Below are 25,836 nucleotides of genomic sequence, written 5' to 3'. Positions count from 1 at the left end.
ACGGTCTACGGCGTGCCCAAAGGTTCGGGCATGCGCGACATCATGCGCCAGCAAGCCGAGTTCTTCGCCGCGCACCGCGACGACCGCGTGATCGAGTGAGCGGCTACTTCTCGTAGCCGTAGAACCCTTGCCCGGTCTTCTTGCCGAGCAGGCCGGCGTCGACCATGCGGTCGAGCAGCGGCGGCGGCGAGTAGAGCGGCTCCTTGAACTCGTCGTACATCGACTTGCCGATGGCCTTGAGGGTGTCGAGGCCGATGAGGTCGGACAGGGCGAGGGGGCCCATGGGGTGGCCACAGCCCAGCACCATGCCGCGGTCGATGTCGGCGGCTGAGGCATAGCCGGCTTCGTACATCCGAATTGCCGAGAGCAGGTAGGGCACAAGGAGGCTGTTGACGACGAACCCGGCGCGGTCGGTGGCGTCGATCGGCTTCTTACCAAGGGTGTCGGTGACCCAGGAGCGCATACGTTCGAGCGTCTCGGGGGACGTCGTGAGCGAGGGGATGAGCTCGACGAGCTGCATGACGGGTGCGGGATTGAAGAAGTGCACGCCCATGACGTGGTGGGCGCGTCCCGACACGGCACCGAGCTTCACGATCGGGATCGAGGAGGTGTTGGACGCCAGGATCGCGTCGTCCTTGGTCAGGATCTGCCCGATGCGGCGGAACAGGTCAAGCTTGGTCTGCTCGTCCTCCGAGGCGGCCTCGACGACCAGGTCACGATCGGCGAGCTGCTCCAGGTCGTCGGTGAACGTGATGCGGTCGAGCACCGCGGTGACCTCGGCGGCGTCGATCTTGCCGCGGGACTCGGCCCGCCGCAGCGACCCCTCGACCCGTCCTGATGCTGCCTTGACCGCGTCGGCGTTGATCTCGATGACCACGACGTCCAGGCCGGCGCGTGCGGCGACCTCGGTGATGCCCGATCCCATCAGCCCGCCGCCGATAACGCCAACGCGTTCGATCCCGCTCATGGTGCTCCCTCAAAGTTAGTAGGACGTCATAGTAATTGGTCGCGAGCTGCGGGACGACATGGCCCTCCTGGACCAGTCATTTCGAGTCAAGTAGAGACGAGATGTCCCGGCGTAGCGTCCGCGGTGGGGCACGTGTGGAACGCGCTCCTGATGTGGATCTCCTGGAGCCGGAGTTCCTGGCGCATGGCGCTGGGGGGCGAGAGAGCGCACGCGCATACCCGCACGATCGCTCACCTCTCCAAGGAAGACCCACCATGATTTCACGGCGAATTTTCTCTGTGATTGCCGCTGCAAGTGCGGCTCTCCTCTTCATGTCCACGGCCGCACAGGCCGGCAATGCCCACTTCATCGCCAGCCAGACCTCGGCCTCGCAGTCGGGGACCACGTTGACGGTCAAGTTCAAGGAAGCCGGGCTCGAGTCCGGCTCCCAGGAAACGGTCCAGGTCAGCGGCCACCTCGACGCCACGTACTCCTGCGTCAACGGCGGCAACAAGGTGCCGTCCGACCCGAAGAAGACGACGGTCAGCGGTGACTTCCAGCAGAGCGGCACGTTCACGGCAGGGAAGAACGGCAACCTCGTCGGCTCGCTCAGCGTCACGGGACCAGCGGCATCGACCGTGCTCGACTGCCCGCCGGGGCAGAAGGCCACCTTGGTCGCCGCGGTGTGGTCGAGCATCTCGATCGATGACCTCACCAGTGGAGCGCACCTGGACCTCTGATGGCCTGAGTCCAGTGCGACAGGAGATGGTTCGGAGCCCCTGTGCCGGGCCATCTCCTCGTCGAGGAGCGCGCCTCCGACCCGGCACGGCCGACGCGTGATGGGATGACCCCATGCGTACGCTCGCGGTGGCCCTGCTCCTGGTGCTCGCGGGCTGCGGCGGTGGCTCGGACGATCCGCCGGCCACGAAGGCCACGACCTCCGCGCCGACCCAGGCCGTGACCACGCCGACCGTCGCGCCGCCCAAGGGAACGCCGGCGCCCGAGGCGTTGTCGAAGTTCCGCTGCGCCAAGACGCCCAAGGGCGTCTGGAACTCGTCGGGCTTCATTGCCAACGCCGGCAAGAGCAAGGTGACCTATCAGGTCACGGTGTACGTCGGCGAGGCCGCCGGCGGCGCGGAGAAGGCCAAGACGCGTCAGCTGGCCAACGTCTCGGCTGGTGGGTCCACGCGCTTCGTGATCAACAACCTCCCGGCGCCCGAGAACGGTGGCAGCTGCCACGTCCAGGTGCTGGCCCAGCGCTGAATCCGCGTCCGGACAGCCCACGACCCGCCCGGCTCATGCCGTGACGGGTCGCGGGCAACGGATGGCGCGGTCAGTGCGCCAGGACGGGTGCCGCGTCGGGGTCGACCGCGATCGGTCCGGGGCGGAGCAGCAGGCCACAGATGACGGCTCCGACGGCGAAGATCCCGGCGCCCCACCAGAACACGGTGGTGTAGCTCTCCATCGCGGCGAGCGCCTGGTTGTGCGGGTTGGGGGTCTTGCCGGCGAGGTAGTTCGACGCAGCGGTCGCGGCGAACGCGCTCAGCACGGCCGTGCCGATCGAGCCACCGATCTGCTGGAACGTGTTGACGGCTGCCGACGCGACACCGGCATGCTCGGCGTCGACGCCTGACGTCGCCGCGCTGAACGCGGGCGCCATCGCCAGGCCGACACCCAGTCCGGTGATGATCAGCCCCGGCAGGATGTTCGCGGCGTACGTGCTGTCGAGGTCGAGCTGGGCGAACAGCACCAGGCCGAACGAGGCGAGCAGCATTCCGGCAAAGACCGGGATCTTCGGGCCGATGCGAGCGACCACGCCGGAGAACCCGGTTGCCGTGGCCATGATGCCGAGGATCATCGGGATGAATGCGAAGCCGGTCTTGAGCGGGGTGTAGCCGAGCGTCAGCGAGACGTAGTAGGTCAGGAACAGGAACACCGCGAACAGGCCGATGCCGATGATCGCGACCGTCAGGAACGAGCCGCCGCGGGTGCGGTCCCAGATGATGTGCAGCGGGAGCAAGGGGTTGTGCACGCGGTTCTCGATCACGGCGAACAGTGCGAGCAGGGCGAGACCGACAGCGACGCAGACGAGCGTGACGGTGCTGGACCAGCCGTCGGACTCGGCGTTGGCCAGGCCGTAGACGAACGAGACCAGGCCGGCGACGACGACGGCGGTGCCGGGGATGTCGAGCTTGGGCGGGTTCTCCTCGCGGGCCTGCTTCTTGAGCAGGAGCGTGCCACCGATCACGGCGAGCGCGGCGAGTGGCACGTTGACGTACAGGCACCAGCGCCAGGAGAGGTACTCGGTGAGCGCTCCGCCGAGCATGAGGCCGATGGCACCGCCGCCACCGGAGATCGCGCCGAAGATCGCGAACGCCTTGGCGCGCTCAGCGGCGTCGGTGAACGTGACGGTCAGCAGCGAGAGAGCGGCGGGCGCCAGCAGTGCGCCGAAGATGCCTTGCGCCACGCGGGCGGAGACGAGCATCTCGAAGTTCTGGGCGGCGCCGCCGATCGCGGAGGCGGCGGCGAAGCCGATCAGGCCGACGATGAACATCGGCTTGCGGCCGACCAGGTCGCTCAGCCGGCCGCCGAGCAGGAGGAGCGAGCCGAACGCCAGCGCGTACCCGGTCACGATCCACTGACGGTTGTCGTTGGAGAAGCCGAGTGACTCCTGGGCGGTCGGCAGCGCGATGTTCACGATCGTCGCGTCGAGGACGACGATGAGCTGCGCCAGGGCGATGACGCCGAGGATCAGCCAGCGTGTCGCGTGGTGCGGGTTGTCTGCGTGATCAGGCGGCGTGGCCTGTGGGCGGTCGACGACCAAGGTGTCAGTCATGGGAAGCTCCGAAAATCAGTAAGTGGAAAGTCTCTTCCGTTTCACTGTAGACCATAACCGGAAAGAACTCTCCATTTGCTCGTGTGACATGTCCCACGAAACGGAAACTTGTCTCCGGTCCGCTAGTATGGCTGCATGACCACTGCCAGCACCCCCATGCAGGAAGCCGAACGGCCGCTGCGCAAGGACGCTGCGCGCAACCGTGAGCTGATCCTCGAGACCGCCGCGGAAGTCTTCGCCGAGCAGGGGCTGGAGGCCGGCTACGACGAGATCGCCCGCCGCGCCGGCATCGGCGTCGGCACGGTCTATCGCCGGTTCCCGGAGCGCTCGGAGCTCGTCCAGGCCTTGTTCGAGACGCGCATCGACGAGATGGTCGCGGTCGGTGAAGAGGCCGCAGCCATCCCCGATGCCTGGGACGGCTTGACCTGGTTCTTCGAGAAGTCGGTCGAGAAGCAGGTCGCCGACCGCGGGCTCAAGGAGGTCATGGTGCAGACGCTCAGCGAGAGCGGGCACATGACCGTGGGTCGCGAACGCATCGGTCCGATCGTCGAGAGCCTCATGCAGCGCGCGCAGGCCGACGGGGCGCTCAGGAAGGATGTCGAGGTCACGGACCTCGGCATGCAGCTCATGCTGATCGGATCGCTGTCGACGCCCGAGCAGCCCGATCTCTGGCGGCGCTACCTGGCGCTGCTGTTCGACGCGCTGCGGGCGCGCCCGGGCATCACGCCGCTGCCGCTCGAGGCGCCGCCTGACGAGGCGATGCACATGCTGATGTGCAACCTTCAGGGCCGCCGCACCTGATCACCCCGCCAGGCTGAGCTGCGAGGCGGGCCGGGCCACCAGGACGTTCAGGCGCGGCCTCGCTGCGGAACACCTTGGCGGCGATCGCCTGAGCGGTGACGTCGTGATGACTCCAGAGCTCGTCGAACTCGGCGGACGCCTCACGCAGGCCCGTGACGAAACCCGTCCACACCGGGTCCTCGAGGTGAGGGGTCATGGCGCCGCGCAGCGAGTTGACCAGATGGTGCGCGGCCGACTCGCGATCGACGCACAGCCGCACCCAGGGCTCCTGATCGCCGGCCTGACCCGCAGGCTCGAGGCGCGTCGCTAGCTGCGGGAGATGCGCACCATCTCGTCGCGCGGGACGACCTTGATGCGCGTACGTCCAGCTGCTTCGCCGAGCGCGAGCTCGTGCTCGTCGAGCTGCTCCCAGCCCTCCCACGTCGTGAACTCGATGCCGCGTCCCGCGAGGTAGCGGTCGACCGCCTCGCGCTCGGGCTCCGGCGGTGCGACGAGGGCGTCGACGTCGGAGAGCAGCAGCTCGATGGTCTGGGCGGCATCGGACTTGGTGTGGCCGATCAGGCCGACGGGGCCGCGCTTGATCCAGCCCGTGACGTATGCGCCGGGCAGCGGCTCGCCCTCGATGTCGATCACACGCCCGCCGTCGTTGGGGACGGTGGCGCTGTTGTTGTCGAACGGGATGCCGGCGAGGTTCTCCGAGCGGTAGCCGACGGCGCGGTAGACCGCCTGGACCGGCCAGTCCCTGAACTCGCCGGTGCCACGCACGTTGCCGGTGCCGTCGAGCTCGGTGACCTCGGTTCGCAGACCGACGACCCGGCCGTCGTCACCGAGGATCTCGACGGGGTTCTGGCAGAAGTGGATGTGGATCCGGTGCGCGGCACCGGTCGGCTCCTTGGCGAGATAGTTCTGCAGCACGTCGACGACCAGCTTGACCGACTTGGAGGCCCGGATCGCGTCCATGGATCCTTCGTCGAGCTCGAAGCCCTCCGGGTGGATGATGACGTCGATGTTGGGCGAGTGCGAGAGCTCGCGCAGCTCCATCGGGGTGAACTTGACCTGTGCCGGGCCGCGACGGGCGAAGACGTGCACGTCCTTGGTGGCGTTCGCCTTGAGGCCGGCGTGGACGTTGTCGGGGATCTCGGTGACGAGCTGCTCGTCGGCGGTCTTGGCGAGCATGCGGGCGACGTCGAGGCCGACGTTGCCGACGCCCAGGACGGCGACGGTCTCGGCGTCGGGATCGAAGGCCCAGTCGCGCGGGGCGTCGGGGTGGCCGTCGTACCAGGAGACGAAGTCGGCGGCGCCGAACGAGCCCTTGAGCTCGATGCCCGGGATCTCGAGGTCGCGGTCGGCGCGGGCGCCGGTCGCGAAGATGACGGCGTCGTAGAACTGCTGGAGGTGGTCGAGCTTGAGGTCGGCGCCGTAGTTGACGTTGCCGAAGAACCGGATGTCGTCGTTGGACAGCACCCGCTTGAGTGCCTTGACGATCTCCTTGATGCGCGGATGGTCGGGGGCGACGCCGTAGCGGATCAGGCCGAACGGCGTGGGATCGCGGTCGAGGATGTCGATCGTGACATCAACCTCGGACTTGGTGAGGATGTCGGCCGCGTAGATGCCCGCTGGTCCGGCGCCGATCACGGCGACACGCAATTGCCTGCTCATACACAACTCCTGGGGGAAGATCGCCACGATGTCTTAGGCAAGGCTAAGGACGCTGATCAAGGCCACTTCGGGCGTCTTGCGATGCGAACGGCAATCGTGTGGGGTGGGTCACACCTGAACTGAGTTCAGGTGTGACGGAAGTGTATGCGGGACAGGGCTCGGGGTGCCGGGGTTGTGGCGCGGCTCACATGTCGAGCGGGTGTCTCACAACGTAGTCGTCGACCAGCGCATTGACCTGGTCGGGCACCTCCAGCGCAGCGAGGTGGGCGGCGCCGTCGATCACGACGAAGTCTGCGCCGGGGATCGACTCGGCCATCGCGCGGTTCTCCGCGACCGGGAACGTGGCGTCCTCGTCGCCGGCGATCACGAGCACCGGAGTGCTGATGCGCGCGAACAGCTCGCGTTGGTCGGGCCGCTCGGGGACCACGCTGCGTACGGCCCAGGTCGCCGATGTCATGTCGACCTTTGACAGCGACGTCCGGACGGCGCGTACGACGTCGCTGCGTGTGCGCAGGCTCGTCGGTCCCAGGAAGGCCTTGAGCACCGAGCGGGTCAACGGCGGCTTGATGCCGTGCAGGAGGCGGGCAGTCTGCAGCATCGCCGCGTACTCGATCCGCTGATAGCGGCCGGCGGTCGTCGCGGTGGCGTTCATCAGCACCGAGGCGCCGACGCGGTCGGGGTGCAGAGCCGCGAATGTGCCGCCGATCATGCCGCCCCAGGAGTTGCCGAGGACGTGCGCACGCGTCACCCCGACGTGGTCGAGCACCTGCTCGATGACCGTGGCGCACTCGTCGAAGCTGAACCCGCGAGTGAGCGGCTCGCTGTCGCCATGCCCGGGCGGATCGACGACGAGCACGGTGAACCGGTCGGCGAAGTGGGCGGCCTGTGCGGCCCACAGGCTGCCGTCCATCAGGAGGCTCGGCCACATCAGCATCGCCGGCCCGTCGCCGTCGGTGCGTACGCGGATCCGGCCCAGGATCGTCGGTACATCGTGATCGACCAGCATCCAGTCACCCTAGGGCCGTACGGCCTCGGACGATGGCGACTACGTTGAACACATGACCACTGCCGTTGTCGTGGGTTCCGGGCCCAACGGGCTGGCCGCCGCTGTCGTGCTGGCGCGTGCCGGGATCGACGTGACGGTGCTGGAGGCCGAGGACGAGATCGGCGGCGGCACCCGGTCGGCGGAGCTCAACGTGCCGGGCGTGCTGCACGACATCTGCAGCGCGACCCATCCGACAGGGGTCGCGTCACCGTTCTTCCGGTCGCTCGACCTCGAACGCCACGGCCTCGAGTGGCTCTGGCCGGAGGTCGACGCGGTGCATCCGCTCGACGGCGGCCGGGCCGGCGTGCTGTTCCGCGATCTCGACCGCACGGTCGAGGGTCTCGGCGTCGACGGCAAGGCGTGGCGCAAGCTGTACGCCCCCTTGGCCGCGGCGAGCGACGAGCTGATCGGCGAGCTGTTCCGGCCGATCGTGCACGTCCCGAAGCATCCGATCATGATGGCCAAGTTCGGCATGCGTGCCCTGCAGCCGGCCTCGTGGATCGCCAAACGTTGGCAGACCGACGAGGCGCGCGGGCTGTTCGCCGGGTTGGCGGCGCACGCGATCTATCCCTTGAACCGGCCGACGACTGGCGGCCTCGGTCTGATGTTCGGCCTGACCAGTCATGCGTACGGCTGGCCGGTGGCCAAGGGTGGCTCTGCGGCGATCGCCCGCGCTCTGGCGGCCGACGTCGTCGAGCACGGCGGACGCATCGAGACGGGTCACGAAGTCAGCGAGCTGCCCCAGGCCGACATCGTCATCTTCGACACCTCGCCGGCAGGAGCGCTGCGGATCGCGGGCGACGCGCTGCCCGGTCGCGTACGCCGGCCGCTCAAACGGTGGCGGTCGGGCCCGGGAGTCTTCAAGGTCGACTTCGCGGTCGAGGGCGGTGTCCCGTGGACCAACGAGTGGGCGCGCAAGGCCGGCACCCTGCACCTCGCCGGCACCCTCGAGGAGCTCAACGCCGCCGAGCGCGAGGTCCATGCCGGCCGGATGCCTGACCGCCCGTTCGTCCTGGTCTGCCAGCAGTACCTCGCCGACCCCGGCCGCTCGGCCGGCGACGTGCACCCCGTGTGGTCGTACGCGCACGTCCCGAACGGCTACACGGGCGACGCCACCGAGGCGATCACCGACCAGATCGAGCGCTTCGCCCCCGGCTTCCGCGACCGCATCGTCGCGACGACCACGGCGGGTCCGGCGCAGCTCGAGGCGCACAACGCGAACTATGCCGGAGGCGACATCGGCGGCGGCGCCAACGATGCGTGGCAGCTCGTCATGCGACCGCGGTTCTCGCCCAATCCCTACTCGCTCGGGGCCAAGGGGCTCTACATCTGCTCGGCCTCGACACCTCCCGGCGGTGGCGTCCACGGCATGGGCGGGTTCCATGCGGCCACCGCGGCTGTGCGGAACCTGTGAGTCTGTAACAAGACTCACAGGGTGGAACTCCCCCTGCGAGGGTCCCGTTCATACGGTTGAACGTTCAGCCAATCTGATCCGTTCTACCCATTGCACGCTGATTCCATACCCTCGAGCCCAGGAGCCCGACCGATGAAACTCCCAGCGCACAAGAAGATGCTCTCCGCGGCAGCAGCCGCCTCAGTCATGCTGCTCACCGCGGCCTGCGGCAGTGGCGGCAGCGACGACGCGTCCAGCACGCCCAGCTCGTCCGCGGCGCCGTCCGCCACCACCGACGACTCGTCGGACGCGGCAGCATCCACCTACAAGAACGGCGACTACGAGGCCGAGGCGAGCTACGTCAACCCCGGTGGCGAGTCGAAGGTCAAGGTTGAGCTCACGCTCGCCGACAACGCGATCAGCAAGGTCGAGGTGATTCCCGAGGCCACGGACGGCACGTCCAAGAGCTTCCAGGAGAAGTTCGCCAGCGGCATCTCGGCCGAGGTCGTCGGCAAGAGCCTCGACGACGTGAAGGTCGACAAGGTCGCGGGCTCGTCCCTGACGCACCTCGGTTTCGACAAGGCGATCGACGAGATCAAAGCCGATGCCAAGGCCTGAGCCGGCCGCCTGGCGTTTCGCGGCGATCGGCACGGCGTGGCAGATCGACACCGCCGAGCCGATCGCCCGGGACGTCGCCGCGGCCGTGACCGCCCGCATCGATGACTTCGACGCGGTGTGGTCACGGTTCCGGAGCGACTCGGTGGTCTCCCGGATCGCCGTCGAGGGCGGCACCTGGGTGCTGGACCCCGATTCGCGGGCCCTGCTCGACCTCTACGTCGCCCTGCACGAGGTCACGGACGGTGCGGTGACACCGTTGGTCGGGCGTACGCTCGCCGATCTCGGCTATGACGAGACGTACTCGCTGCGCCCCGTCGCCGTGCCTGCCGCGGTGCCGGCGTGGGACTCGATCGAGTGGAGCTATCCCTCTCTTGTCACTCGAGAGCCGGTGCTGCTCGACGTCGGCGCCGCCGGCAAGGGACACCTCGTCGACCTCGTCGCGGGTGTGCTGATGTCGCACGGCGCCGAGGACTTCACGATCGACGCGAGCGGCGACCTGCTGCACCGTCTCGGTGACCCGTTGCGGGTCGCCCTGGAGCATCCCGGCGACGTGACCCGCGCGATCGGGATCGCCGAGCTGTCGCACGGGCAAGCCCTGTGCGCCTCGGCCACCAACCGGCGCGCGTGGGGCGACGGGCTGCACCATGTGCTCGACGGGCGTACGGGCCGGCCAACCCGCGACATCGTCGCGACCTGGGTCGTCGCGGACTCGTGCCTGCTCGCCGACGGTCTTGCCACCGCCCATTTCCTCGCCGATCCGGCCCGCCTCGTGTCACGCTTCGACCACGAGTTCGTACGCATGCACGCTGATGGCCGGGTCGAGCAATCCCCCAACTTTCCTGGAGAGGTGTTCTCATGACCGCCGCGAAGCTTGACCCGCGCGACCTGCTCGACCGCCAGCTCGGCCGGGTGACGATGTATCGCCTCGTCACGATCGTGCTCCTCGCGCTGGCCGCCGTGATGATCGCCTACACCGCAGGCGGGACGTTCACCGATCCGTTCACGGTCAAGGCCGAGCTCGTCACGCTGGCCGTGCTGCTCGTCGCCTCCTACGTCAGCAACCGCGCGTGCGGGCTCATCTGGCACATCAGGCCGCACGGGGAGTCGTCGATCATCACGGCGCTGCTCCTGTGGTTCCTGTTCTGGCCGACGACCGACGGGGTGACCTTGCTGTGGCTCGCCGGCGGCGCCGTCCTGGCGAACCTGTCGAAATACGCCCTCGCGTGGCGCGGGCGGCACATGTTCAACCCCGCCGCGGCCGGGGCGTTCCTCATCGTGGTGCTCCAGCACGTCGTGAACCGCGAGACCACGGTCGACCCGACCTGGTGGGCCGCCTCCAAGACGCTGCTGCCGTACGTCGCGGTCGGCGCCTTCCTCATCCTGTGGCGGACCCGTCGCCTGGACCTCGGTGCGGTCTTCATCGTCATCGCCGGTGCGTTGACCGTGTGGGGCTTCGCGTCCGGCTACGACCAGCCGTTCGACGCGGCCCTCAAGACCACGGCCTACTCCGTCGCCCTCGTCTTCATCGCCGGGTTCATGCTGAGCGAGCCGCTGACGCTCCCGCCGCGCCGCCGCCAGCAGCTGATCGTCGCGGCCGTCGTCGCCGTGGTGATCTCGTACCCCCAATGGATCGCGCTGCTCGACAAGACGCCCGTCAACGTGGACGGAATCGGGGTGAGCCAGCAGCTGGCGCTGCTGATCGGCAACCTGCTGGCGTTCGCCTTCGCCCGCCGGCACGGCGTCACGTTCGTGCTCGAGGGGAGCCGGGTGCTCACGCCCGAGACGCGCGAGCTGACATTCCGGGCCAAGCGGCCGGTGTCGTTCGAGCCCGGCCAGTTCGCCGAGCTCACCGTGCCGCACTCCGGGGTCGACGGGCGCGGCAGTCGTCGCTCGTTCAGCATCAGCTCGCCGCCGAACGCCGAAGGGCGGGTCTCGTTCGCGCTGCGCGTCCCGGAGGATTCGTCGAGCTTCAAGAAGGCGCTGCTGGCCCTCGAGCCCGGCGACACGGTCCACGCGACGGGCATCGGCGGCGACTTCCTGCTGCCGTCGGACTCGTCGGAGCCGCTGTTGATGGTCGCGGGTGGCATCGGCATCACGCCGTTCCTCAGCCAGCTGCGGCACGAGTCGTCGCGTGACGCGGTGCTGGTCTACGGCGTCTCGTCGCCCGACGAGGTGCCGTTCGTCGAGGAGCTCGCAGGCGTCCGGGTCGTGCTCGTCGGACCCGCCGCGCCGAGCGGACTGCCGGACAGCTGGACGTACGTCGAGGCGCCGTTCCTCTCGCCCGAGCTGATCGCCGAGGCCGTGCCGGACCTGGCCGACCGCACGGCGTACGTCTCGGGGCCGCCGGCGATGGTCAACGCCGTGCGCCCGGGTCTGGCGAAGCGGTGCAAGAGCGTCAAGACGGACTACTTCACCGGCTACTGACCGGGCGGTCCTTGCTGGCAGCCCCGCGCCGACCTAGTGTGATGCAGGACACATCCTTGCGTCCCAAGGAGGGGCATGTCCGAGATGCCAGCCGAGTTCCTCGAGCCCGAACGGCAAGAGGCGCACGACGCGCCCAGCGTGCGCGACCGCGGGGGTGACGAACCGGTCCGCGATCCGCGGACCTCGAGCCAGCCCGAGACCGATCTGCCGTACGGCGACGGCTGAGCCGGAAACCCGAGACCAAGGTCCCTTGGCGCCGCTTCGGTGAAGTTGATAGGAATGGACTCAACTTTGCGGGTGTTGAGATGAGTGACATTCGTTCCATTCCAGGAGAACCACCATGGACCTTGCCACGTTCACGACGCGCAGCCAGCAAGCGCTGGGCAGCGCGATCTCTGCTGCCGCCGCCGCGGGCAACCCCGCGGTCGAGCCGGCCCACCTTCTGTCCGCCCTCCTGACGCAGGACGGCGGCACCGCTGGTCCGCTCATCCAGGCGGCCGGCGTCGACGCCCAGGCCGTACGTGCCGGGCTCAAGTCGGCGCTCGACACGCTGCCGTCGGCCAGCGGCGCCAGCGTGCAGAACCCCGGCCTGTCGCGCGCGAGCCACGAGGTGCTGCAGCGCGCCAAGGACCTCGCCGACCAGCTCGGTGACGACTTCGTCTCGACTGAGCACCTGGTCGTCGGCATCGCAACCGTCGAGTCGGCGGCGAAGGCCCTGCTGACGGATGCCGGCGCGACCGCCGAGTCGCTGCAGGCCGCGTTCGACGCCGTCCGCGGTGGCGCCCGCGTGACCAGCGCCGATGCGGAGGACACCTACCAGTCCCTCGAGAAGTACGGCGTCGACCTCACCGCGGTCGCGCGCGAGGGCAAGCTCGACCCGGTCATCGGCCGCGACAGCGAGATCCGTCGCGTCGTGCAGGTGCTGTCCCGGCGTACCAAGAACAACCCCGTCCTGATCGGCGAGCCTGGCGTCGGCAAGACCGCCGTCGTCGAGGGCCTGGCGCAGCGCATCGTCGCGGGCGACGTGCCGGAGTCGCTGCGCGGCCGCCGGCTCATCTCGCTCGACCTGGCCGCGATGGTGGCCGGCGCGAAGTATCGCGGCGAGTTCGAGGAACGCCTCAAGGCCGTGCTGACCGAGATCAAGGAGTCCGAAGGCCAGGTCATCACGTTCATCGACGAGCTGCACACCGTCGTCGGCGCGGGTGCCGGCGGCGACAGCGCGATGGATGCCGGCAACATGCTCAAGCCGATGCTGGCTCGCGGCGAGCTGCGCATGATCGGCGCGACGACGCTCGACGAGTATCGCGAGCGCATCGAGAAGGACCCCGCCCTCGAGCGCCGCTTCCAGCAGGTGTTCGTCGGCGAGCCGAGCCCCGAGGACACGATCGCGATCCTGCGTGGCCTCAAGGAGCGCTACGAGGCGCACCACAAGGTGTCGATCTCCGATGCCGCCCTGGTCGCCGCCGCGACGCTGTCGGACCGCTACATCCCGGGCCGCCAGCTGCCCGACAAGGCGATCGACCTGATCGACGAGGCCAGCAGCCGGCTCCGCATGGAGATCGACTCGAGCCCGATCGAGATCGACGAGCTCCGCCGTGCCGTTGACCGGCTCCGCATGGAGGAGCTGCACCTCGACAAGGAGGCCGACGCCGCCAGTCGCGAACGCCTCGACAAGCTCCGCGTCGAGCTCGCCGACAAGCAGGAGGCGCTGCGGGCGCTCGAGACCAGGTGGGAGCGCGAGAAGCAGGCCCTCAACGCGGTCGGCGAGATCAAGGAGCGGATCGACGAGGTCCGCAGCCAGGCCGAGCGCGCCCAGCGCGAAGGTGACATGGACACCGCGAGCCGCCTGATCTACAGCGAGATCCCCGCCATGGAACGGCAGCTCGAGGACGCCCAGGCCGCCGAGGCGGCTCAAGAGGGCGACTCGATGGTGCACGAAGAGGTCGGTGCCGACGACGTCGCCGAGGTCGTCGCGGCGTGGACCGGCATCCCCACCGGGCGTCTGCTCGAGGGCGAGACCGGCAAGCTGCTGCGCATGGAGGACGAGCTCGGCAAGCGGCTCGTCGGCCAGCGGACCGCGGTCGTGGCGGTCTCCGATGCCGTACGCCGTTCGCGTGCCGGCATCTCCGACCCCGACCGGCCGACCGGCTCGTTCCTGTTCCTCGGCCCGACCGGCGTGGGCAAGACCGAGCTGGCCAAGACACTGGCGGAGTTCCTGTTCGACGACGAGCGCGCGATCATCCGCATCGACATGAGCGAGTACTCCGAGAAGCACTCGGTCAGCCGACTCGTCGGTGCGCCTCCGGGTTATGTCGGCTACGACGAGGGCGGCCAGCTGACCGAGGCCGTGCGCCGCCGGCCCTACTCGGTCGTCCTGCTCGACGAGGTCGAGAAGGCGCATCCCGAGGTGTTCGACATCCTCTTGCAGGTGCTCGACGACGGGCGCCTGACGGACGGCCAGGGTCGTACGGTCGACTTCCGCAACGTGATCCTGATCCTGACGTCCAACCTCGGTTCGGCGTTCTTGAGCGATCCTGCGCTGGACGATGCCGCCAAGCGTTCGGCGGTCATGGACGTGGTCAAGGCGTCGTTCAAGCCGGAGTTCCTCAACCGGCTCGACGAGATCGTGATGTTCGACGCCCTCGGCACCGACGAGCTGGCCCACATCGTGGACCTGCAGGTGTCGGCGCTGGCCAAGCGGCTGGCGGCCCGGCGGATCACGCTGGACGTCACGGCGGCGGCGCGGGAGTGGCTCGCCCTCACCGGGTGGGATCCCGCGTACGGCGCCCGGCCGCTGCGCCGGCTCGTGCAGCAGGCGATCGGCGACCGGCTCGCGCGGTCGCTGCTGGCCGGCGACGTGCGGGACGGCGACACCGTCGTGGTCGACCGCGCTCCCGACGCGGACGAGCTGACGGTCAAGGCCGCCTGAGGCGCGTCACCACCGTGATGGTGGGATGGAGGGCATGACCGAGGACCGTCCCGCGCGCCCGCACCGGCTGGTGTCGACCTGCCTCTATCTCGGTGCCATCGGGGTCTTCCAGGTCGTGCAGGCCCTGCTGGTCCTGACCGACTGGTACTCCACCGAGGGCCAGGAGCGGGTCGCGAGGTTCACCGACCCGTTGGTCAAGGACGGGGTCGACCGCGGCGACGCCGAGCTGATCTTCCGGATCTTCCTCGGCGTCTTCGCGTTCCTGGGCGCCGTGGTGCTCGTGTTCGCGATCTACACCGCGATGGGTCACGCCGTCAGTCGCATCATGTTGACGATCGTGACGCCGATTCTCGCGGTGGTCGGGATGCTGCAGGACTCGATCGCCTCAGTCGTCGTGAGCCTCCTCGCGCTGTTCTGCGTGTTCCAGCTCTGGCACCCCGACGTCCGTCGGTGGTTCGACCTGCTGAGCGGCAAGGAGCCGGCGCCGGCGCGCTCGACCGAGTGGCCGCCCCCGCTCCCACCGACGCCTCCCGCAGGACCTCCCGCAGCGCAGGACCCTGGCGCGCCACAGCAGTGGCCGGCTCAGCAACCGCCGCAGTGGGCGCCGCATCCACAGGCGTACGCGTCACGTCCGCCGGCCCCCACCGACCCGATCAAGGTCCTCTCGATCATCGCGCTGATCATCTCGTCGATCGTCGCCGCTGGCTGTGCGTTCTTCCTCGTCATGTACGGCGTCGCGCGCGAGGAGCTCGTCCAGCAGCAGCTCGACTCCGGCATGAACTGGATGAATCTCTCGGAGGCCGAGGTCCGCGACAGCTACCACGATCTCGCCGTGCTCTCATGGGTCGTGCTGCCGCTCTGCCTCGTCGCGATCCTGGTCTCGACGGTGCTTCTCGTACGCCGCCGTCGCCGTGACTGACCCTGCCACTTTGTCCAGACATGAGAGTGGTCACAGAGCCCGCCCGCGATGTGCGTCGCCCACCTCCGGGTCGATAGACTGAAGGCATGCCAGACAGCACCGCTCCCGGTCAGAAACGCCCCCACGTCGTCGTGGTCGGAGGCGGATTCGGCGGCATCGCTGCGGTCCGCAAGCTCAAGCGCGCCGACGTCGACGTGACACTGATCGACCGTCACACCTACAACACGTTCCAGCCGCTGCTCTACCAAGTGGCGACCGCGAGCCTCAACCCCGGCGACATCACGTGGTTCCTCCGCGCGATCCGGTCCAAGCAGAGCAACGTGCGCTTCCTCAAGGGCCTCGTCGAGTCGATGGACCACGAGGCCAAGACGCTCAAGCTCGACGGCGGGGTCGAGGTCAAGTACGACTACCTGGTCATCGCCGTGGGCGTGACCGCCAACTTCTTCGGCATCCCCGGCGCCGCCGAGCTCGCGATGCCGCTCTACCGCCGCTCGCAGGCACTCGCGGTGCGCGACAAGATGTTCGCCGCCCTCGAGGACGCCGCGGTCAACGGCCAGGACCGCGACCTGCGCATCATCGTCGTGGGTGGCGGCGCCACCGGTGTCGAGACCGCCGGCGCGTTCGCCGAGCTGCGCAACAACGACATGCCGGTCACCTACCCCGAGCTCGACCGCAAGCGCGTGCACATCACGTTGATCGAGATGATGCCGCACGTGCTGGGCCCGTTCCACCCCAAGCTGCGTGACTACGCCAAGAAGTCGCTCAACAAGCGTGACGTCGACCTGCGCCTCGAGACCGCCGTCAAGGAGGTCCGCGAGGACGGTGTGCTCGTGGAGCACAACGGCGAGCAGGAGTTCCTCCCCGCCGGCATCGTCGTGTGGGCCAGTGGCATCACGGCGCACCCGACGGTCCAGGACTGGGCCGTGCCGCAGGGTCGCGGTGGCCGCATCGAGACCGACGAGCACCTCCGGGTCAAGGGCATGCAGGACGTCTTCGCGATCGGCGACGTCTCGATCAGTCCCGACGAGCCGCTCCCGCAGCTCGCGCAGCCGGCGATCCAGGGCGGCAAGCACGTCGCCAAGGTCATCAAGGCCGAGCTCGCCGGCAAGACGGTCAAGCCTTTCAAGTACAAGGACAAGGGCACGATGGCGACGATCGGGCGGTCGTCCGCTGTCGCCGAGATCAAGTTCCTGCCGCGACTGACGGGCTTCCCGGCCTGGGTCATCTGGGTCGGCCTGCACGTCGCGACGCTGCTCGGCAACCGCAACCGGTTCGCCACGATGATCAACCTGACGGCCAAGTACCTCGTCTGGGGCAGCCACAACGCGATCGTCGGCGAGACGCCCCCGGTCGTTGCGCTCAAGCCCGTGACGGTCGAGGCGCGCGAGCCCCGCAAGGCCGTGTCGCGCGCGGCCGCCCGCAAGGCGACGGCCAAGAGGCCCTAGTCCAGCGCCCTAGTCCAGCGTCGACTCGAGCTCGGCGCGGGCGGTCAGCATCGACGGCCCGTACCAGGTGAGCGATCGCCCGGACACGAGCCGGGTCGGCGTGTGGCTGAACGCCTCGGGCCCGTCGTCGGCGGTGAAGACGTACGGCTCGTCGGGCAGCAGCACGAGGTCGACGTCGGGAGAGTCGATGTCGGCGAGCTCGACCTTGGGATAGCGCTCGTCACCGTCGCTGAACGCGTTGACGAGCCCGAGCCGGCCGACCAGGTCGCCGGTGAACGTACGACCGCCCACGACCATCCACGGGTCGCGCCAGATCGGGATCGCCACCCGTCGGCCGGAGTCGGGCGCGGGCTCGGCCCACACCGCCCGGGCCTCGTCGAGCCAGTCCGGGGTGCCCCAGCCGAGCGCCTCGGTGAACATCCGCTCCATCGACGCGAATGCCTCGTCGACCGTCTCGATGACCGTGACCCACACGGCGATGCCCGCGTCGCGGAGCCGTCGTACGTCGAGCTCGCGGTTCTCCTCGCGGTTGGCCAGCACGAGGTCCGGCTCGAGGGCCACGATCGCGGCGCGGTCGGGGTTCTTGGTGCCGCGGACGCGGGTGACGTCGAGCTCGGCGGGATGCGTGCACCAGTCGGTGGCGCCGACCAGCGCTTCGGGCCGGGTCGCCGCGACGGCCTCGGTGAGCGACGGGACGAGTGAGACCACGCGCCGCGCCGGACGGACGACCTCGACCACGTGGCCGAGGTCGTCCGTCGCGCTCGTCATGGCTTCACTCTAGGCAGCCCTACGGGACGTCGCGGTGGGTGTCGCGCACGTGGTCGCCGGCGGGCCGGTCGTCGGTGAGCTGGTCGCCGGCGGCCTGATCGTCGTTGAGCCGGTCGTCGGTGAACCGGTCATCCGCCAGGTCGTTCGTCCTGGCGCCGGCCGGGTCGCGGTCCGCGAGGCCGTCGTCGTCGATGTCAGGGTCGATCTGGTCCGCCTCGGCGAGCCGTTCGCCGGCCTCGGCGCGCACCTGTCCGGCGTCGCGCTCGTGCCCCTGCGCCTGGCGTTCGAGCTGCTCGGCGGCGATCCGGGCCTGCTCCGCCTCGGCACGCGCCGCGGCGGCATCGGCCTCACGACGGCTGGCCTCGACGGCGCTGACCTCGGCTTCTTCGCGGAGCTGACCCGCGCGGAAGCGGTCGCGCTGCACCGCCTTGACGTTGGCGCGGTTGCGCAGCGTGACGCCGATGATCGCGATCAGTGCGATGACGGCGATGGCGATGAGTACCCACACCCACCAGTTGATGTCGTCCATGTCGGTCTCCCTCTCTCGAGCGGCGCGCGTCCTGAAGGCGTACGTGCCGCTATCCCCAGGGGAATACCCGGTTCTGGGTCGATCACACGTCGAGCCCGGCCGCGAGGTCAGCCCTCGAGCGAGCCGACCGCTCGTGCGATGACCAGCAGCGAGGTGAGCAGGGCGGCGGTCGCCTCGGCGCCCATCAGCACCTTGGCCCGCGAGCTGAGTGGCATCGTGTCGGTCGGGCTGAACGCGCTGGAGTTGGTCAGCGAGACGTAGAGGTAGTCGACGAACGTCGGGATCCAACCAGAGTTGCGGCTCGCGGTCGCGGCGACCTCTTCGACGGCATCGTGGTTCTCGTCCTGCGAGAATCGCCAGTCGGCCGCGGCCATCTCGTGATGAGTCTTGACGCGTCGGGCGACCGGACCACCTCGATCCAGCTCCCAGAACAGCAGCCCGAAGCCGATGACGTTGGTCACCCACACCTGCATCGCGGCCAACAGGAGCGGCTCACCGGACGAGCTCTTCTCGGTCATGGAGTGGACCAGCATGCCGAGCGCGACCATGTTCGCGAGGATCATCAGACACGCAAGGGTGATCGAGGCCGCCCGGGACCACCGGGTCTCGCGGGTCATCCGGCGCGGATTCGTCGCGATGAGGGCGACGAGGAGCGCGACCTCGATGCCGGGGATGACGAACCGCGGTGCCACGAGCAAGGACGCCGGCAGCAAGGCGTACGTCAGGACAGCCGTGATGATGGCCGCTGCGGGCGGCAGGCGGTTCTCGCCGTTCGCGTTGCGCCGCGCCTCGAGCTCCTTCTCCGCGGCTGACTTGGGGCTGGCCATACCCGAACGCTAGACCTCCGTGGGAGGGTTCGCTCGTCAACGAGGCAGCCGTAGTCTGGACTCGCCCGCTGACCTGATCAAGGAGCCACATGCCCGCCACTCGTCTGATGCCGTCCGAGGAGTCCGCTGACCTGATCGCGTTGACGCGGGACATCGTGGCCAAGGAGCTCGCGCCCAAGGTGGCGCAGATCGAGGCGTCGGGGGAGTTCCCACGTGAGGTCTTCCGGACGTTGGGTCGTGCCGGGTTGTTGTCGTTGCCGTATCCCGAGGAGTTCGGCGGCGGCGGTCAGTCGTACGAGGTCTATCTGCAGGCGCTGGAGGAGATCGCGACGGTCTCGGCGTCGGTCGGCGTCGGGGTCAGCGTGCACGCGTTGTCGTGCTTCGGCCTGTTCACCGCGGGCACCGATGAGCAGCGGGAGACGTGGCTGCCGCAGATGCTGTCGGGCGAGCTGCTCGGGGCGTACTGCCTGTCCGAGGCGCACGCAGGGTCGGATCCGGCGGCGATGCGGACCCGCGCGGTGCGGGACGGTGACTCGTACGTCCTCAATGGTGCGAAGGCGTGGACGACACACGGCGGCAAGGCCGACTTCTACAAGGTCATGGCCCGTACGTCCGACGACGGCGGCCGCGGGATCTCCTGCTTCCTGGTGCCCGCGGACACCCCCGGGCTGACCGCGGACCACCCCGAGCAGAAGATGGGCCTGATGGGCTCGACCACCGCGACGATGCTGTTCGAGGACGTATGCATCCCGGTCGAGCGGCGACTCGGCGACGAGGGCCAGGGCCTGCCGATCGCGTTGGCCGGCCTGGACTCCGGACGCCTGGGCATCGCCGCCGTCGCGACGGGCCTGGCGCAGGGCGCACTGGATGCCGCGATCGCGTACGCCAAGGACCGCCAGACGTTCGGCAAGGCGATCATCGACCACCAGGGACTCGGCTTCGTGCTGGCCGACATGGCCGCAGCGGTCGAGTCGGCACGCGCGACCTATCTGGCGGCGGCGCGGATGAAGGATGCCGGGCAGAAGTTCTCCCGGCAGGCGTCGATCGCCAAGCTCGTGTGCACCGACAACGCCATGAAGGTCACCACCGACGCCGTCCAGGTCTTCGGCGGTGCCGGCTACACCCGCGACTTCCCGGTCGAGCGCTACATGCGCGAGGCCAAGGTCATGCAGATCTTCGAGGGCACCAACCAGATCCAGCGCCTCGTCATCGCCCGCGACCTCGCCCGCTGATCATCGGCCCCGAGCCAGCTCCGACTCGATGCCGGCGGCGAAGCGGCCCGCGAGGGTCAGCGCGAACGTTCGCGTGAAGTGCAGCTTGTCGCGGTAGACGACGACGTTGCCGACCACCGGCAGGCACCTGCTGCCGGGGCACGCCGTGGCGTTCGCCTCGACGAGGTCGACCTCGCCGGGCATCGCCTGGGCCGCGGCAGCCATGACCGACGGCTGACGGTCGAGCGGGAACGTGCACCGGGCGGCGTCGCGGGTCTTGGCCAGGCAGCTCGTGGGGAAGAACGGTGCCCGGTTGGGCGAGTCCGACAGCACGACGCCGATGTCCGCGGCGCGGAGCCGTTCGATGGTGCGCTCGAGGCCCCGCGTCGCGAGGTCCACCGCATCGCGGCCGTCGGCCACGCCGTCGTCGGTCGCCAGCTCGCCGGTCGAGAGCCGGCTCATCGCCAGCACGACGACATCGGGATGCCGCTGCTCGATCGCCTGCAGCGCGGCAGCGCGGAACGTGTCGCACGCGGTGTAGGCGCCGCCGAGCTCGGGGTCGTACTTCGTGACGTCGGCCATCGGGCAGCGACTCTTGGCCCATACGGTCACCGCCCAGCCGTGCTGCCTGCCGGCCTCGACGACGGCGGGAGCGATGGCGCCACCGATGGAGTCGCCCAGCACCAGCACGCTCGTGCGGGCCTCCGGGTCGCCGAACGTGCAGGTGCCCCAGTCCGGGAGCGTGACCTGCTTGAACCCGACGTGACAGCCCAGATCCTTGTACGGACCAGCGTCGGTGGCGGCCGCCTCGAGCGATGGCGTGACGTGTCGCGAGACGAGCGGCGTGCTTGCGGATGCGCGCTCGGGCGCCACGAGGACGTGATCGATCGTTTCGGTCTGTGATGCGTACGCGACCACCGGCACGGTCGCGGCAACGAGCGCAGCACCGATCGCGATGCTGAGCCGCGGCCGGCGTGCGAGGACACGCGCGCGGCGGACGGGTTCCTCGAGGAGCCGGTGACTCGCGACGCTGAGACCGAGCGCGAGCGCGATGAGCCCGAGGCGTACGGGCAGGGCGCGCGAGTCCAGCGCCACCATGCCGATGACCAGCACCGGCCAGTGCCACAGGTAGATCGAGAACGGCAGGTCACCCACGTACGTCAGTGGCCGGATCGAGAGCAGTCGGTTGAGGCGGGAGTACGGACCCGTGCCCGAGACGACAAGCAGGACACCGGCGAGGGTCGGGGCGACCGCGAGCCACGACGGATAGCCGAGGCCGCCCGTGCCGGACTCGTCGAGCAGCCACACGCTCAGGGCGAAGAGCGCGACGCCCGTGGTGCCGAGGACCGCGCGGACCCGGCCGGACAGTCGCAGGAGCGCCGGCACCGCGACCGCGACGAGCGCACCCGCTGCGAGCTGCCAGGCCCGAGCGGGCGTGCCGAAGAACGCATACGGCTGATTCGTCGCCGTCGTGTGCACGCAGTACGCCAGCGACGCGACGATCAATGCGGCGAACGCGCCACCGAACATCACCGCGTACGCCCTGCGGCTGCGGCCCGCGAGCCGCCAGACGACCGCGATGGTGACCAGCAGGAGGGGCCAGACGAGGTAGAACTGCTCCTCGACGCCGAGGGACCAGTAGTGCAGCACCGGCGACGGGTCGCGGTCGCTCGCGAGATAGTCGGTCTGTTGCTGTGCGAACCGCCAGTTGCCGGAGAACAGCGCCGACCACAGCACATCCGTGCCGATCGCCTTGCGGTCGAGCGGGCTCATGAACGCCCGCACCGCGAGCATCGTCGTGACCAGCACGAGGGCCGACACCGGGATGATGCGGCGGGCCCGGCGCGCCCAGAACTGGCGCAGGCTGACGGTGCCGGTCGTGGTGACCTCGTGCAGCAGCAGCTGCGTGATGAGGAACCCCGACAGCACGAAGAACAGGTCGACGCCGACGAATCCACCGGGCACGAACGGCATCCCCGCGTGGTAGGCCACGACCGTCGTCACGGCGACTGCCCGCAGCCCTTGGATGTCGTCCCGCCGCCACGGCCTCGCCGTGGGCGTCCGCGCGGGGATCGCCCGCCGCTCCGCCACCACCGTCATGCTGCAACCTCCCGAGATCGACGTCGTCACCTCGAGAGATGCGCGCCGACCCCGAAAGGTTGTGGCGGGTGGAGCTAGACGTTGCGGCGGTACTGGCCCCCGACCTCGAAGAACGCCTCGGTGACCTGCTGCAGGGAGCAGACCCGCGCCGCGTCCATCAGCACCGCGAACACGTTCTCGTGGTGGATCGCCGCCTGCTTGAGCCGTTCGATCGCCTCGGCGGCCTCATCGCGGTGGGTCTGCTGGAACGTCTGGACGCGTTCGAGCTGCGAGGACTTCTCGGTCTCGGTCGCCCGGGCGAGCTCGACCGTCGGCGGCTCGAGCTCGTCGGCGTGCGGGTTGCGGAACGTGTTGACGCCGACGATCGGCAGCGAGCCGTCGTGCTTGCGCTGCTCGTAGAGCATCGACTCGTCCTGGATGCGGCCGCGCTGGTAGCCGGTCTCCATCGCACCGAGCACGCCACCGCGTTCGTTGATGCGGTCGAACTCGGCGAGCACGGCCTCCTCGAGCAGGTCGGTCAGCTCGTCGATGACATAGGCGCCCTGCGTCGGGTTCTCGTTCATCGCCAGGCCCCACTCGCGGTTGATGACGAGCTGGATCGCCAGCGCCCGGCGTACGGACTCCTCCGACGGGGTCGTGACGGCCTCGTCGTACGCGTTGGTGTGCAGGCTGTTGGCGTTGTCGTAGATCGCGATGAGCGCCTGCAGCGTCGTGCGGATGTCGTTGAAGCTCATCTCCTGCGCGTGCAGCGAGCGCCCCGAGGTCTGCACGTGGTACTTCAGCTTCTGCGAACGTTCGTTGGCGCCGTACTTGTCGCGCATCGTGATGGCCCAGATGCGGCGGGCGACCCGGCCCAGCACGGAGTACTCGACGTCCATGCCGTTGGAGAAGAAGAACGACAGGTTGGGTGCGAAGTCGTCGATGTCCATGCCGCGCGCGAGATAGGCCTCGACGTACGTGAACCCGTTGGCGAGCGTGAACGCCAGCTGGCTGATGGGGTTCGCCCCGGCCTCGGCGATGTGATAGCCGGAGATGCTGACGGAGTAGAAGTTGCGCACCTGGTGCTCGATGAACCACTCCTGGATGTCGGCCATCATCCGCAGGCTGAACTCGGTGGAGAACAGGCACGTGTTCTGCCCCTGGTCCTCCTTGAGGATGTCGGCCTGCACCGTGCCGCGCACGTTCTGCAGCGCGTAGGACCGCAGGACGTCGTACTCCTCGGCGTCGGGCTCGCGGTCGTGCTCGGCGCGGAACACCTCGACCTGCTGGTCGATCGCGGTGTTGAGGAAGAACGCGAGGACCGTCGGCGCCGGGCCGTTGATCGTCATCGACACCGAGGTCGACGGCGCGATCAGGTCGAAGCCGTCGTAGAGCGCCTTCATGTCGTCGAGCGTTGCGACCGAGACACCGGACGTGCCGACCTTGCCGTAGATGTCGGGACGCAGGTCGGGGTCGCGACCGTAGAGCGTGACGGAGTCGAATGCCGTGGAGAGCCGGGTCGCATCGCCGTCCTCGGACAGCAGCTTGAAGCGGCGGTTGGTGCGGAACGGGTCGCCCTCACCGGCGAACATACGGGCCGGGTCCTCGCCGTCGCGCTTGAACGGGAACACGCCGGCGGTGAACGGGAAGTGGCCCGGCAGGTTCTCGGTGCGCCAGTAGCGGACCAGGTCGCCGTGGTCGGTGTGCTTGGGCAGGCTGACCCGGCGCACCTTGGTGCCCGACAGCGACTCGCGGGTCAGCGCCGTGCGGTTGTCGGTCTCGCGGATGCGCACGACGAGCTCGTCACCGGCGTACGTCTCGACGACCGCGGGCCAGCCCACGATCTGGTCCTTGACCTCGTGCGGGAGCTGCTTGCGGGCGTCGTCGACCAGAGCCGCCAGCTCGTCCCTCGAGCTTGTCGAAAGGTCTTCGGATGCGACGGCCTCGAGCCGCTGCAGCCGACGCGCCTTGGCGACGAGGTCGTCGGTCGTGGCGTGATAGGCGCGTACGGCCTCGGTGATCTCGGCCAGGTAGCGCGTGCGCTCGGGCGGCACGACCTGGTCGATGCCGCTGGAGAACTTCACGTCGGCGCGCGGGAGGATGCCCTCGGAGACCGCGAGTCCTTGGGGCTCGAGCACCGAGACGAGGTGCTGGAACAGCGCGGTCACGCCGTCGTCGTTGAACGTCGCGGCCGACGTGCCGAACACCGGCATGTCCTCGGGCTTCTTGCCGAATGCCTCACGGTTGCGCACGAGCTGGCGGCCGACGTCACGCAGGGCGTCCTTGGCGCCGCGGCGCTCGAACTTGTTGATCGCGACGACGTCGGCGAAGTCGAGCATGTCGATCTTCTCGAGCTGCGAGGCGGCGCCGAACTCCGGCGTCATGACGTACATCGACGTGTCGACGTAGGGGACGATCGCCGCGTCGCCCTGGCCGATGCCCGGGGTCTCGACGATCACGAGGTCGTGGCCGGCGGCCTTGAGCAGGTCGATGACGACCGGCAGGCAGTCGGGCAGCTCGTGGCTCCCACGCGTCGCGAGCGAACGGAAGTAGATGCGGTCGCCGTCCAGCGAGTTCATCCGGATACGGTCGCCCAGGAGCGCACCACCGCCGCGGCGCCGGGTCGGGTCGACGGCGATGACGCCGATGCGCAGCTTGTCCTGCTGGTCGAGGCGGAACCGGCGCACGAGCTCGTCGGTCAACGAGGACTTGCCGGAGCCGCCGGTGCCGGTGATGCCGAGCACCGGCGTCCCGGAGGCGTCGGATGCGGCGCGGATCGTGTCGATGAAGTGGGCGTCGAGCTGGCCGAGCTCAGCACCCGTGACGGCGCGGGCGAGGGCGCCGCGGTCGCCCGACAGCACCGCGTCGGCGCCGATCTGGCGGTCCTCCCAGAGGTCGACGTCGCACGCCTCGATCATCGTGTTGATCATGCCGGCGAGGCCGAGTCGCTGGCCGTCCTCGGGCGAGAAGATCGTGACGCCGGCCTCGCGGAGGCGGGTGATCTCCTCGGGGACGATGACCCCGCCACCGCCGCCGTACACCTTGACGTGTCCGGCGCCGCGCTCACGCAGCGACTCGACGAGGTACTCGAAGTACTCGACGTGGCCGCCCTGGTAGGAACTGACCGCGACACCTTGGACGTCCTCGTCGATCGCGGCGTCGACGACTTCCTGCACCGACCGGTTGTGCCCGAGGTGAATGACCTCGGCGCCCTGCGACTGCAGGATGCGGCGCATGATGTTGATCGATGCGTCGTGGCCGTCGAACAGGGCTGATGCGGTGACGAAACGTACGGGATGCTTCGGCGTGTGCATGTCGTGCGCGCTCATGGTCCTCGATCTCGGTGCAGCGGTGAATATTCCTAGGTCTTAAAATAGTCGGGCATCCAACTAATTGCCACTCGGTGT

At 69.0% G+C, this 25,836-nt stretch carries 22 protein-coding genes; 12 read left to right on the top strand and 10 right to left on the bottom strand.

What is annotated here, in order from left to right:
* Positions 1-103: 103 nt before the first annotated feature.
* The gene (locus ESP70_RS14890) at positions 104-958 is read right to left on the bottom strand and encodes a 3-hydroxybutyryl-CoA dehydrogenase (RefSeq protein ID WP_281287349.1); all 855 of its coding nucleotides are present in this window, start codon (positions 956-958) and stop codon (positions 104-106) included.
* Positions 959-1,278: 320 nt separating this feature from the next.
* Between ESP70_RS14890 and ESP70_RS14885 the strand changes: the two genes are divergently transcribed.
* The gene (locus ESP70_RS14885) at positions 1,279-1,686 is read left to right on the top strand and encodes a hypothetical protein (protein ID WP_149690104.1); all 408 of its coding nucleotides are present in this window, start codon (positions 1,279-1,281) and stop codon (positions 1,684-1,686) included.
* 112 nt (positions 1,687-1,798) lie between these two features.
* Entirely contained in the window at positions 1,799-2,209 is a 411-nt protein-coding gene (locus ESP70_RS14880; RefSeq protein WP_149690103.1) for a hypothetical protein, read from the top strand.
* A 70-nt stretch (positions 2,210-2,279) separates the two neighbouring features.
* Here ESP70_RS14880 and ESP70_RS14875 read toward each other — a convergent pair whose 3' ends face one another.
* Positions 2,280-3,782 (bottom strand): MFS transporter, encoded by a 1,503-nt coding sequence (locus tag ESP70_RS14875; RefSeq protein WP_149690102.1) that lies wholly within the window; start codon positions 3,780-3,782, stop codon positions 2,280-2,282.
* Positions 3,783-3,917: 135 nt separating this feature from the next.
* On the opposite strand from ESP70_RS14875, the gene ESP70_RS14870 reads away from it, so the two are divergent.
* Entirely contained in the window at positions 3,918-4,583 is a 666-nt protein-coding gene (locus tag ESP70_RS14870; protein ID WP_149690101.1) for a TetR/AcrR family transcriptional regulator, read from the top strand.
* Here the strand turns inward: ESP70_RS14870 and ESP70_RS20695 are convergent.
* From ESP70_RS20695 to ESP70_RS14860, 3 genes are all read right to left on the bottom strand, one after another.
* Entirely contained in the window at positions 4,504-4,842 is a 339-nt protein-coding gene (locus tag ESP70_RS20695; RefSeq protein ID WP_188110653.1) for an MmyB family transcriptional regulator, read from the bottom strand. The genes ESP70_RS14870 and ESP70_RS20695 overlap by 80 nt on opposite strands.
* Positions 4,843-4,889: 47 nt before the next feature.
* Positions 4,890-6,242, bottom strand: coding sequence for an FAD-dependent oxidoreductase (locus ESP70_RS14865; RefSeq protein ID WP_149690100.1), 1,353 nt, complete (start codon positions 6,240-6,242; stop codon positions 4,890-4,892).
* Between the two features lie 184 nt (positions 6,243-6,426).
* Positions 6,427-7,248, bottom strand: a complete 822-nt coding sequence (locus ESP70_RS14860) for an alpha/beta fold hydrolase (protein WP_149690099.1) — start codon at positions 7,246-7,248, stop codon at positions 6,427-6,429.
* A gap of 52 nt (positions 7,249-7,300) precedes the next feature.
* Between ESP70_RS14860 and ESP70_RS14855 the strand changes: the two genes are divergently transcribed.
* From ESP70_RS14855 to ESP70_RS14825, 8 genes are all read left to right on the top strand, one after another.
* On the top strand, positions 7,301-8,701 hold the full coding sequence (locus ESP70_RS14855; protein ID WP_149690098.1) for a phytoene desaturase family protein: 1,401 nt from the start codon (positions 7,301-7,303) through the stop codon (positions 8,699-8,701).
* 132 nt (positions 8,702-8,833) lie between these two features.
* Positions 8,834-9,298, top strand: a complete 465-nt coding sequence (locus ESP70_RS14850) for a calcium-binding protein (RefSeq protein ID WP_149690097.1) — start codon at positions 8,834-8,836, stop codon at positions 9,296-9,298.
* Positions 9,285-10,157: an FAD:protein FMN transferase gene (locus tag ESP70_RS14845; protein WP_149690096.1), complete on the top strand. Its 873-nt coding sequence runs from the start codon at positions 9,285-9,287 to the stop codon at positions 10,155-10,157. Before ESP70_RS14850 ends, ESP70_RS14845 begins: the two co-directional genes overlap by 14 nt.
* Complete coding sequence (locus tag ESP70_RS14840) at positions 10,154-11,722, top strand: FAD-dependent oxidoreductase (RefSeq protein ID WP_149690095.1); 1,569 nt, start codon at positions 10,154-10,156, stop codon at positions 11,720-11,722. Before ESP70_RS14845 ends, ESP70_RS14840 begins: the two co-directional genes overlap by 4 nt.
* Positions 11,723-11,797: 75 nt before the next feature.
* Positions 11,798-11,947 (top strand): hypothetical protein, encoded by a 150-nt coding sequence (locus ESP70_RS20185; RefSeq protein WP_188110652.1) that lies wholly within the window; start codon positions 11,798-11,800, stop codon positions 11,945-11,947.
* 115 nt (positions 11,948-12,062) lie between these two features.
* Positions 12,063-14,651 (top strand): ATP-dependent chaperone ClpB, encoded by a 2,589-nt coding sequence (gene clpB / locus ESP70_RS14835; protein WP_149690094.1) that lies wholly within the window; start codon positions 12,063-12,065, stop codon positions 14,649-14,651.
* 34 nt (positions 14,652-14,685) lie between these two features.
* Positions 14,686-15,570, top strand: a complete 885-nt coding sequence (locus ESP70_RS14830) for a hypothetical protein (protein WP_149690093.1) — start codon at positions 14,686-14,688, stop codon at positions 15,568-15,570.
* A gap of 86 nt (positions 15,571-15,656) precedes the next feature.
* Positions 15,657-17,015, top strand: a complete 1,359-nt coding sequence (locus tag ESP70_RS14825; protein WP_149690092.1) for an NAD(P)/FAD-dependent oxidoreductase — start codon at positions 15,657-15,659, stop codon at positions 17,013-17,015.
* Positions 17,016-17,024: 9 nt separating this feature from the next.
* Here the strand turns inward: ESP70_RS14825 and ESP70_RS14820 are convergent, their stop codons facing one another.
* From ESP70_RS14820 to ESP70_RS14810, 3 genes are all read right to left on the bottom strand, one after another.
* The gene (locus ESP70_RS14820) at positions 17,025-17,783 is read right to left on the bottom strand and encodes a helical backbone metal receptor (protein WP_149690091.1); all 759 of its coding nucleotides are present in this window, start codon (positions 17,781-17,783) and stop codon (positions 17,025-17,027) included.
* Between the two features lie 19 nt (positions 17,784-17,802).
* Positions 17,803-18,312: a hypothetical protein gene (locus ESP70_RS14815; protein WP_149690090.1), complete on the bottom strand. Its 510-nt coding sequence runs from the start codon at positions 18,310-18,312 to the stop codon at positions 17,803-17,805.
* A 107-nt stretch (positions 18,313-18,419) separates the two neighbouring features.
* Positions 18,420-19,139, bottom strand: a complete 720-nt coding sequence (locus ESP70_RS14810) for a hypothetical protein (protein ID WP_149690089.1) — start codon at positions 19,137-19,139, stop codon at positions 18,420-18,422.
* A gap of 89 nt (positions 19,140-19,228) precedes the next feature.
* On the opposite strand from ESP70_RS14810, the gene ESP70_RS14805 reads away from it, so the two are divergent.
* Complete coding sequence (locus tag ESP70_RS14805) at positions 19,229-20,371, top strand: acyl-CoA dehydrogenase family protein (RefSeq protein WP_149690088.1); 1,143 nt, start codon at positions 19,229-19,231, stop codon at positions 20,369-20,371.
* Here ESP70_RS14805 and ESP70_RS14800 read toward each other — a convergent pair whose 3' ends face one another.
* Positions 20,372-22,450, bottom strand: a complete 2,079-nt coding sequence (locus ESP70_RS14800; protein WP_149690087.1) for an acyltransferase family protein — start codon at positions 22,448-22,450, stop codon at positions 20,372-20,374.
* A gap of 74 nt (positions 22,451-22,524) precedes the next feature.
* Positions 22,525-25,758: a fused isobutyryl-CoA mutase/GTPase IcmF gene (gene icmF / locus ESP70_RS14795; RefSeq protein WP_149690086.1), complete on the bottom strand. Its 3,234-nt coding sequence runs from the start codon at positions 25,756-25,758 to the stop codon at positions 22,525-22,527.
* Positions 25,759-25,836 lie beyond the last annotated feature (78 nt).

It is taken from the genome of Aeromicrobium ginsengisoli, assembly GCF_004134905.2.
Lineage (GTDB): Bacteria > Actinomycetota > Actinomycetes > Propionibacteriales > Nocardioidaceae > Aeromicrobium > Aeromicrobium ginsengisoli.
This window is presented reverse-complemented; position numbering and strand designations above follow the sequence as displayed.

Excerpts from the sequence above, each read along its gene's own strand:
- ESP70_RS14810 (WP_149690089.1), bottom strand. The coding sequence starts at position 19,139 with ATGGCCAGCCCCAAGTCAGCCGCGGAGAAGGAGCTCGAGGCGCGGCGC.
- icmF (WP_149690086.1), bottom strand. The coding sequence starts at position 25,758 with ATGAGCGCGCACGACATGCACACGCCGAAGCATCCCGTACGTTTCGTC.
- ESP70_RS14850 (WP_149690097.1), top strand. The coding sequence starts at position 8,834 with ATGAAACTCCCAGCGCACAAGAAGATGCTCTCCGCGGCAGCAGCCGCC.
- clpB (WP_149690094.1), top strand. The coding sequence starts at position 12,063 with ATGGACCTTGCCACGTTCACGACGCGCAGCCAGCAAGCGCTGGGCAGC.
- ESP70_RS14865 (WP_149690100.1), bottom strand. The coding sequence starts at position 6,242 with ATGAGCAGGCAATTGCGTGTCGCCGTGATCGGCGCCGGACCAGCGGGC.
- ESP70_RS14820 (WP_149690091.1), bottom strand. The coding sequence starts at position 17,783 with ATGACGAGCGCGACGGACGACCTCGGCCACGTGGTCGAGGTCGTCCGT.
- ESP70_RS14815 (WP_149690090.1), bottom strand. The coding sequence starts at position 18,312 with ATGGACGACATCAACTGGTGGGTGTGGGTACTCATCGCCATCGCCGTC.
- ESP70_RS14875 (WP_149690102.1), bottom strand. The coding sequence starts at position 3,782 with ATGACTGACACCTTGGTCGTCGACCGCCCACAGGCCACGCCGCCTGAT.
- ESP70_RS14840 (WP_149690095.1), top strand. The coding sequence starts at position 10,154 with ATGACCGCCGCGAAGCTTGACCCGCGCGACCTGCTCGACCGCCAGCTC.
- ESP70_RS14860 (WP_149690099.1), bottom strand. The coding sequence starts at position 7,248 with ATGCTGGTCGATCACGATGTACCGACGATCCTGGGCCGGATCCGCGTA.
- ESP70_RS14825 (WP_149690092.1), top strand. The coding sequence starts at position 15,657 with ATGCCAGACAGCACCGCTCCCGGTCAGAAACGCCCCCACGTCGTCGTG.
- ESP70_RS14870 (WP_149690101.1), top strand. The coding sequence starts at position 3,918 with ATGACCACTGCCAGCACCCCCATGCAGGAAGCCGAACGGCCGCTGCGC.
- ESP70_RS14845 (WP_149690096.1), top strand. The coding sequence starts at position 9,285 with ATGCCAAGGCCTGAGCCGGCCGCCTGGCGTTTCGCGGCGATCGGCACG.
- ESP70_RS14880 (WP_149690103.1), top strand. The coding sequence starts at position 1,799 with ATGCGTACGCTCGCGGTGGCCCTGCTCCTGGTGCTCGCGGGCTGCGGC.
- ESP70_RS14805 (WP_149690088.1), top strand. The coding sequence starts at position 19,229 with ATGCCCGCCACTCGTCTGATGCCGTCCGAGGAGTCCGCTGACCTGATC.
- ESP70_RS14855 (WP_149690098.1), top strand. The coding sequence starts at position 7,301 with ATGACCACTGCCGTTGTCGTGGGTTCCGGGCCCAACGGGCTGGCCGCC.
- ESP70_RS14885 (WP_149690104.1), top strand. The coding sequence starts at position 1,279 with ATGTCCACGGCCGCACAGGCCGGCAATGCCCACTTCATCGCCAGCCAG.
- ESP70_RS14830 (WP_149690093.1), top strand. The coding sequence starts at position 14,686 with ATGACCGAGGACCGTCCCGCGCGCCCGCACCGGCTGGTGTCGACCTGC.
- ESP70_RS20185 (WP_188110652.1), top strand. The coding sequence starts at position 11,798 with ATGTCCGAGATGCCAGCCGAGTTCCTCGAGCCCGAACGGCAAGAGGCG.
- ESP70_RS14800 (WP_149690087.1), bottom strand. The coding sequence starts at position 22,450 with ATGACGGTGGTGGCGGAGCGGCGGGCGATCCCCGCGCGGACGCCCACG.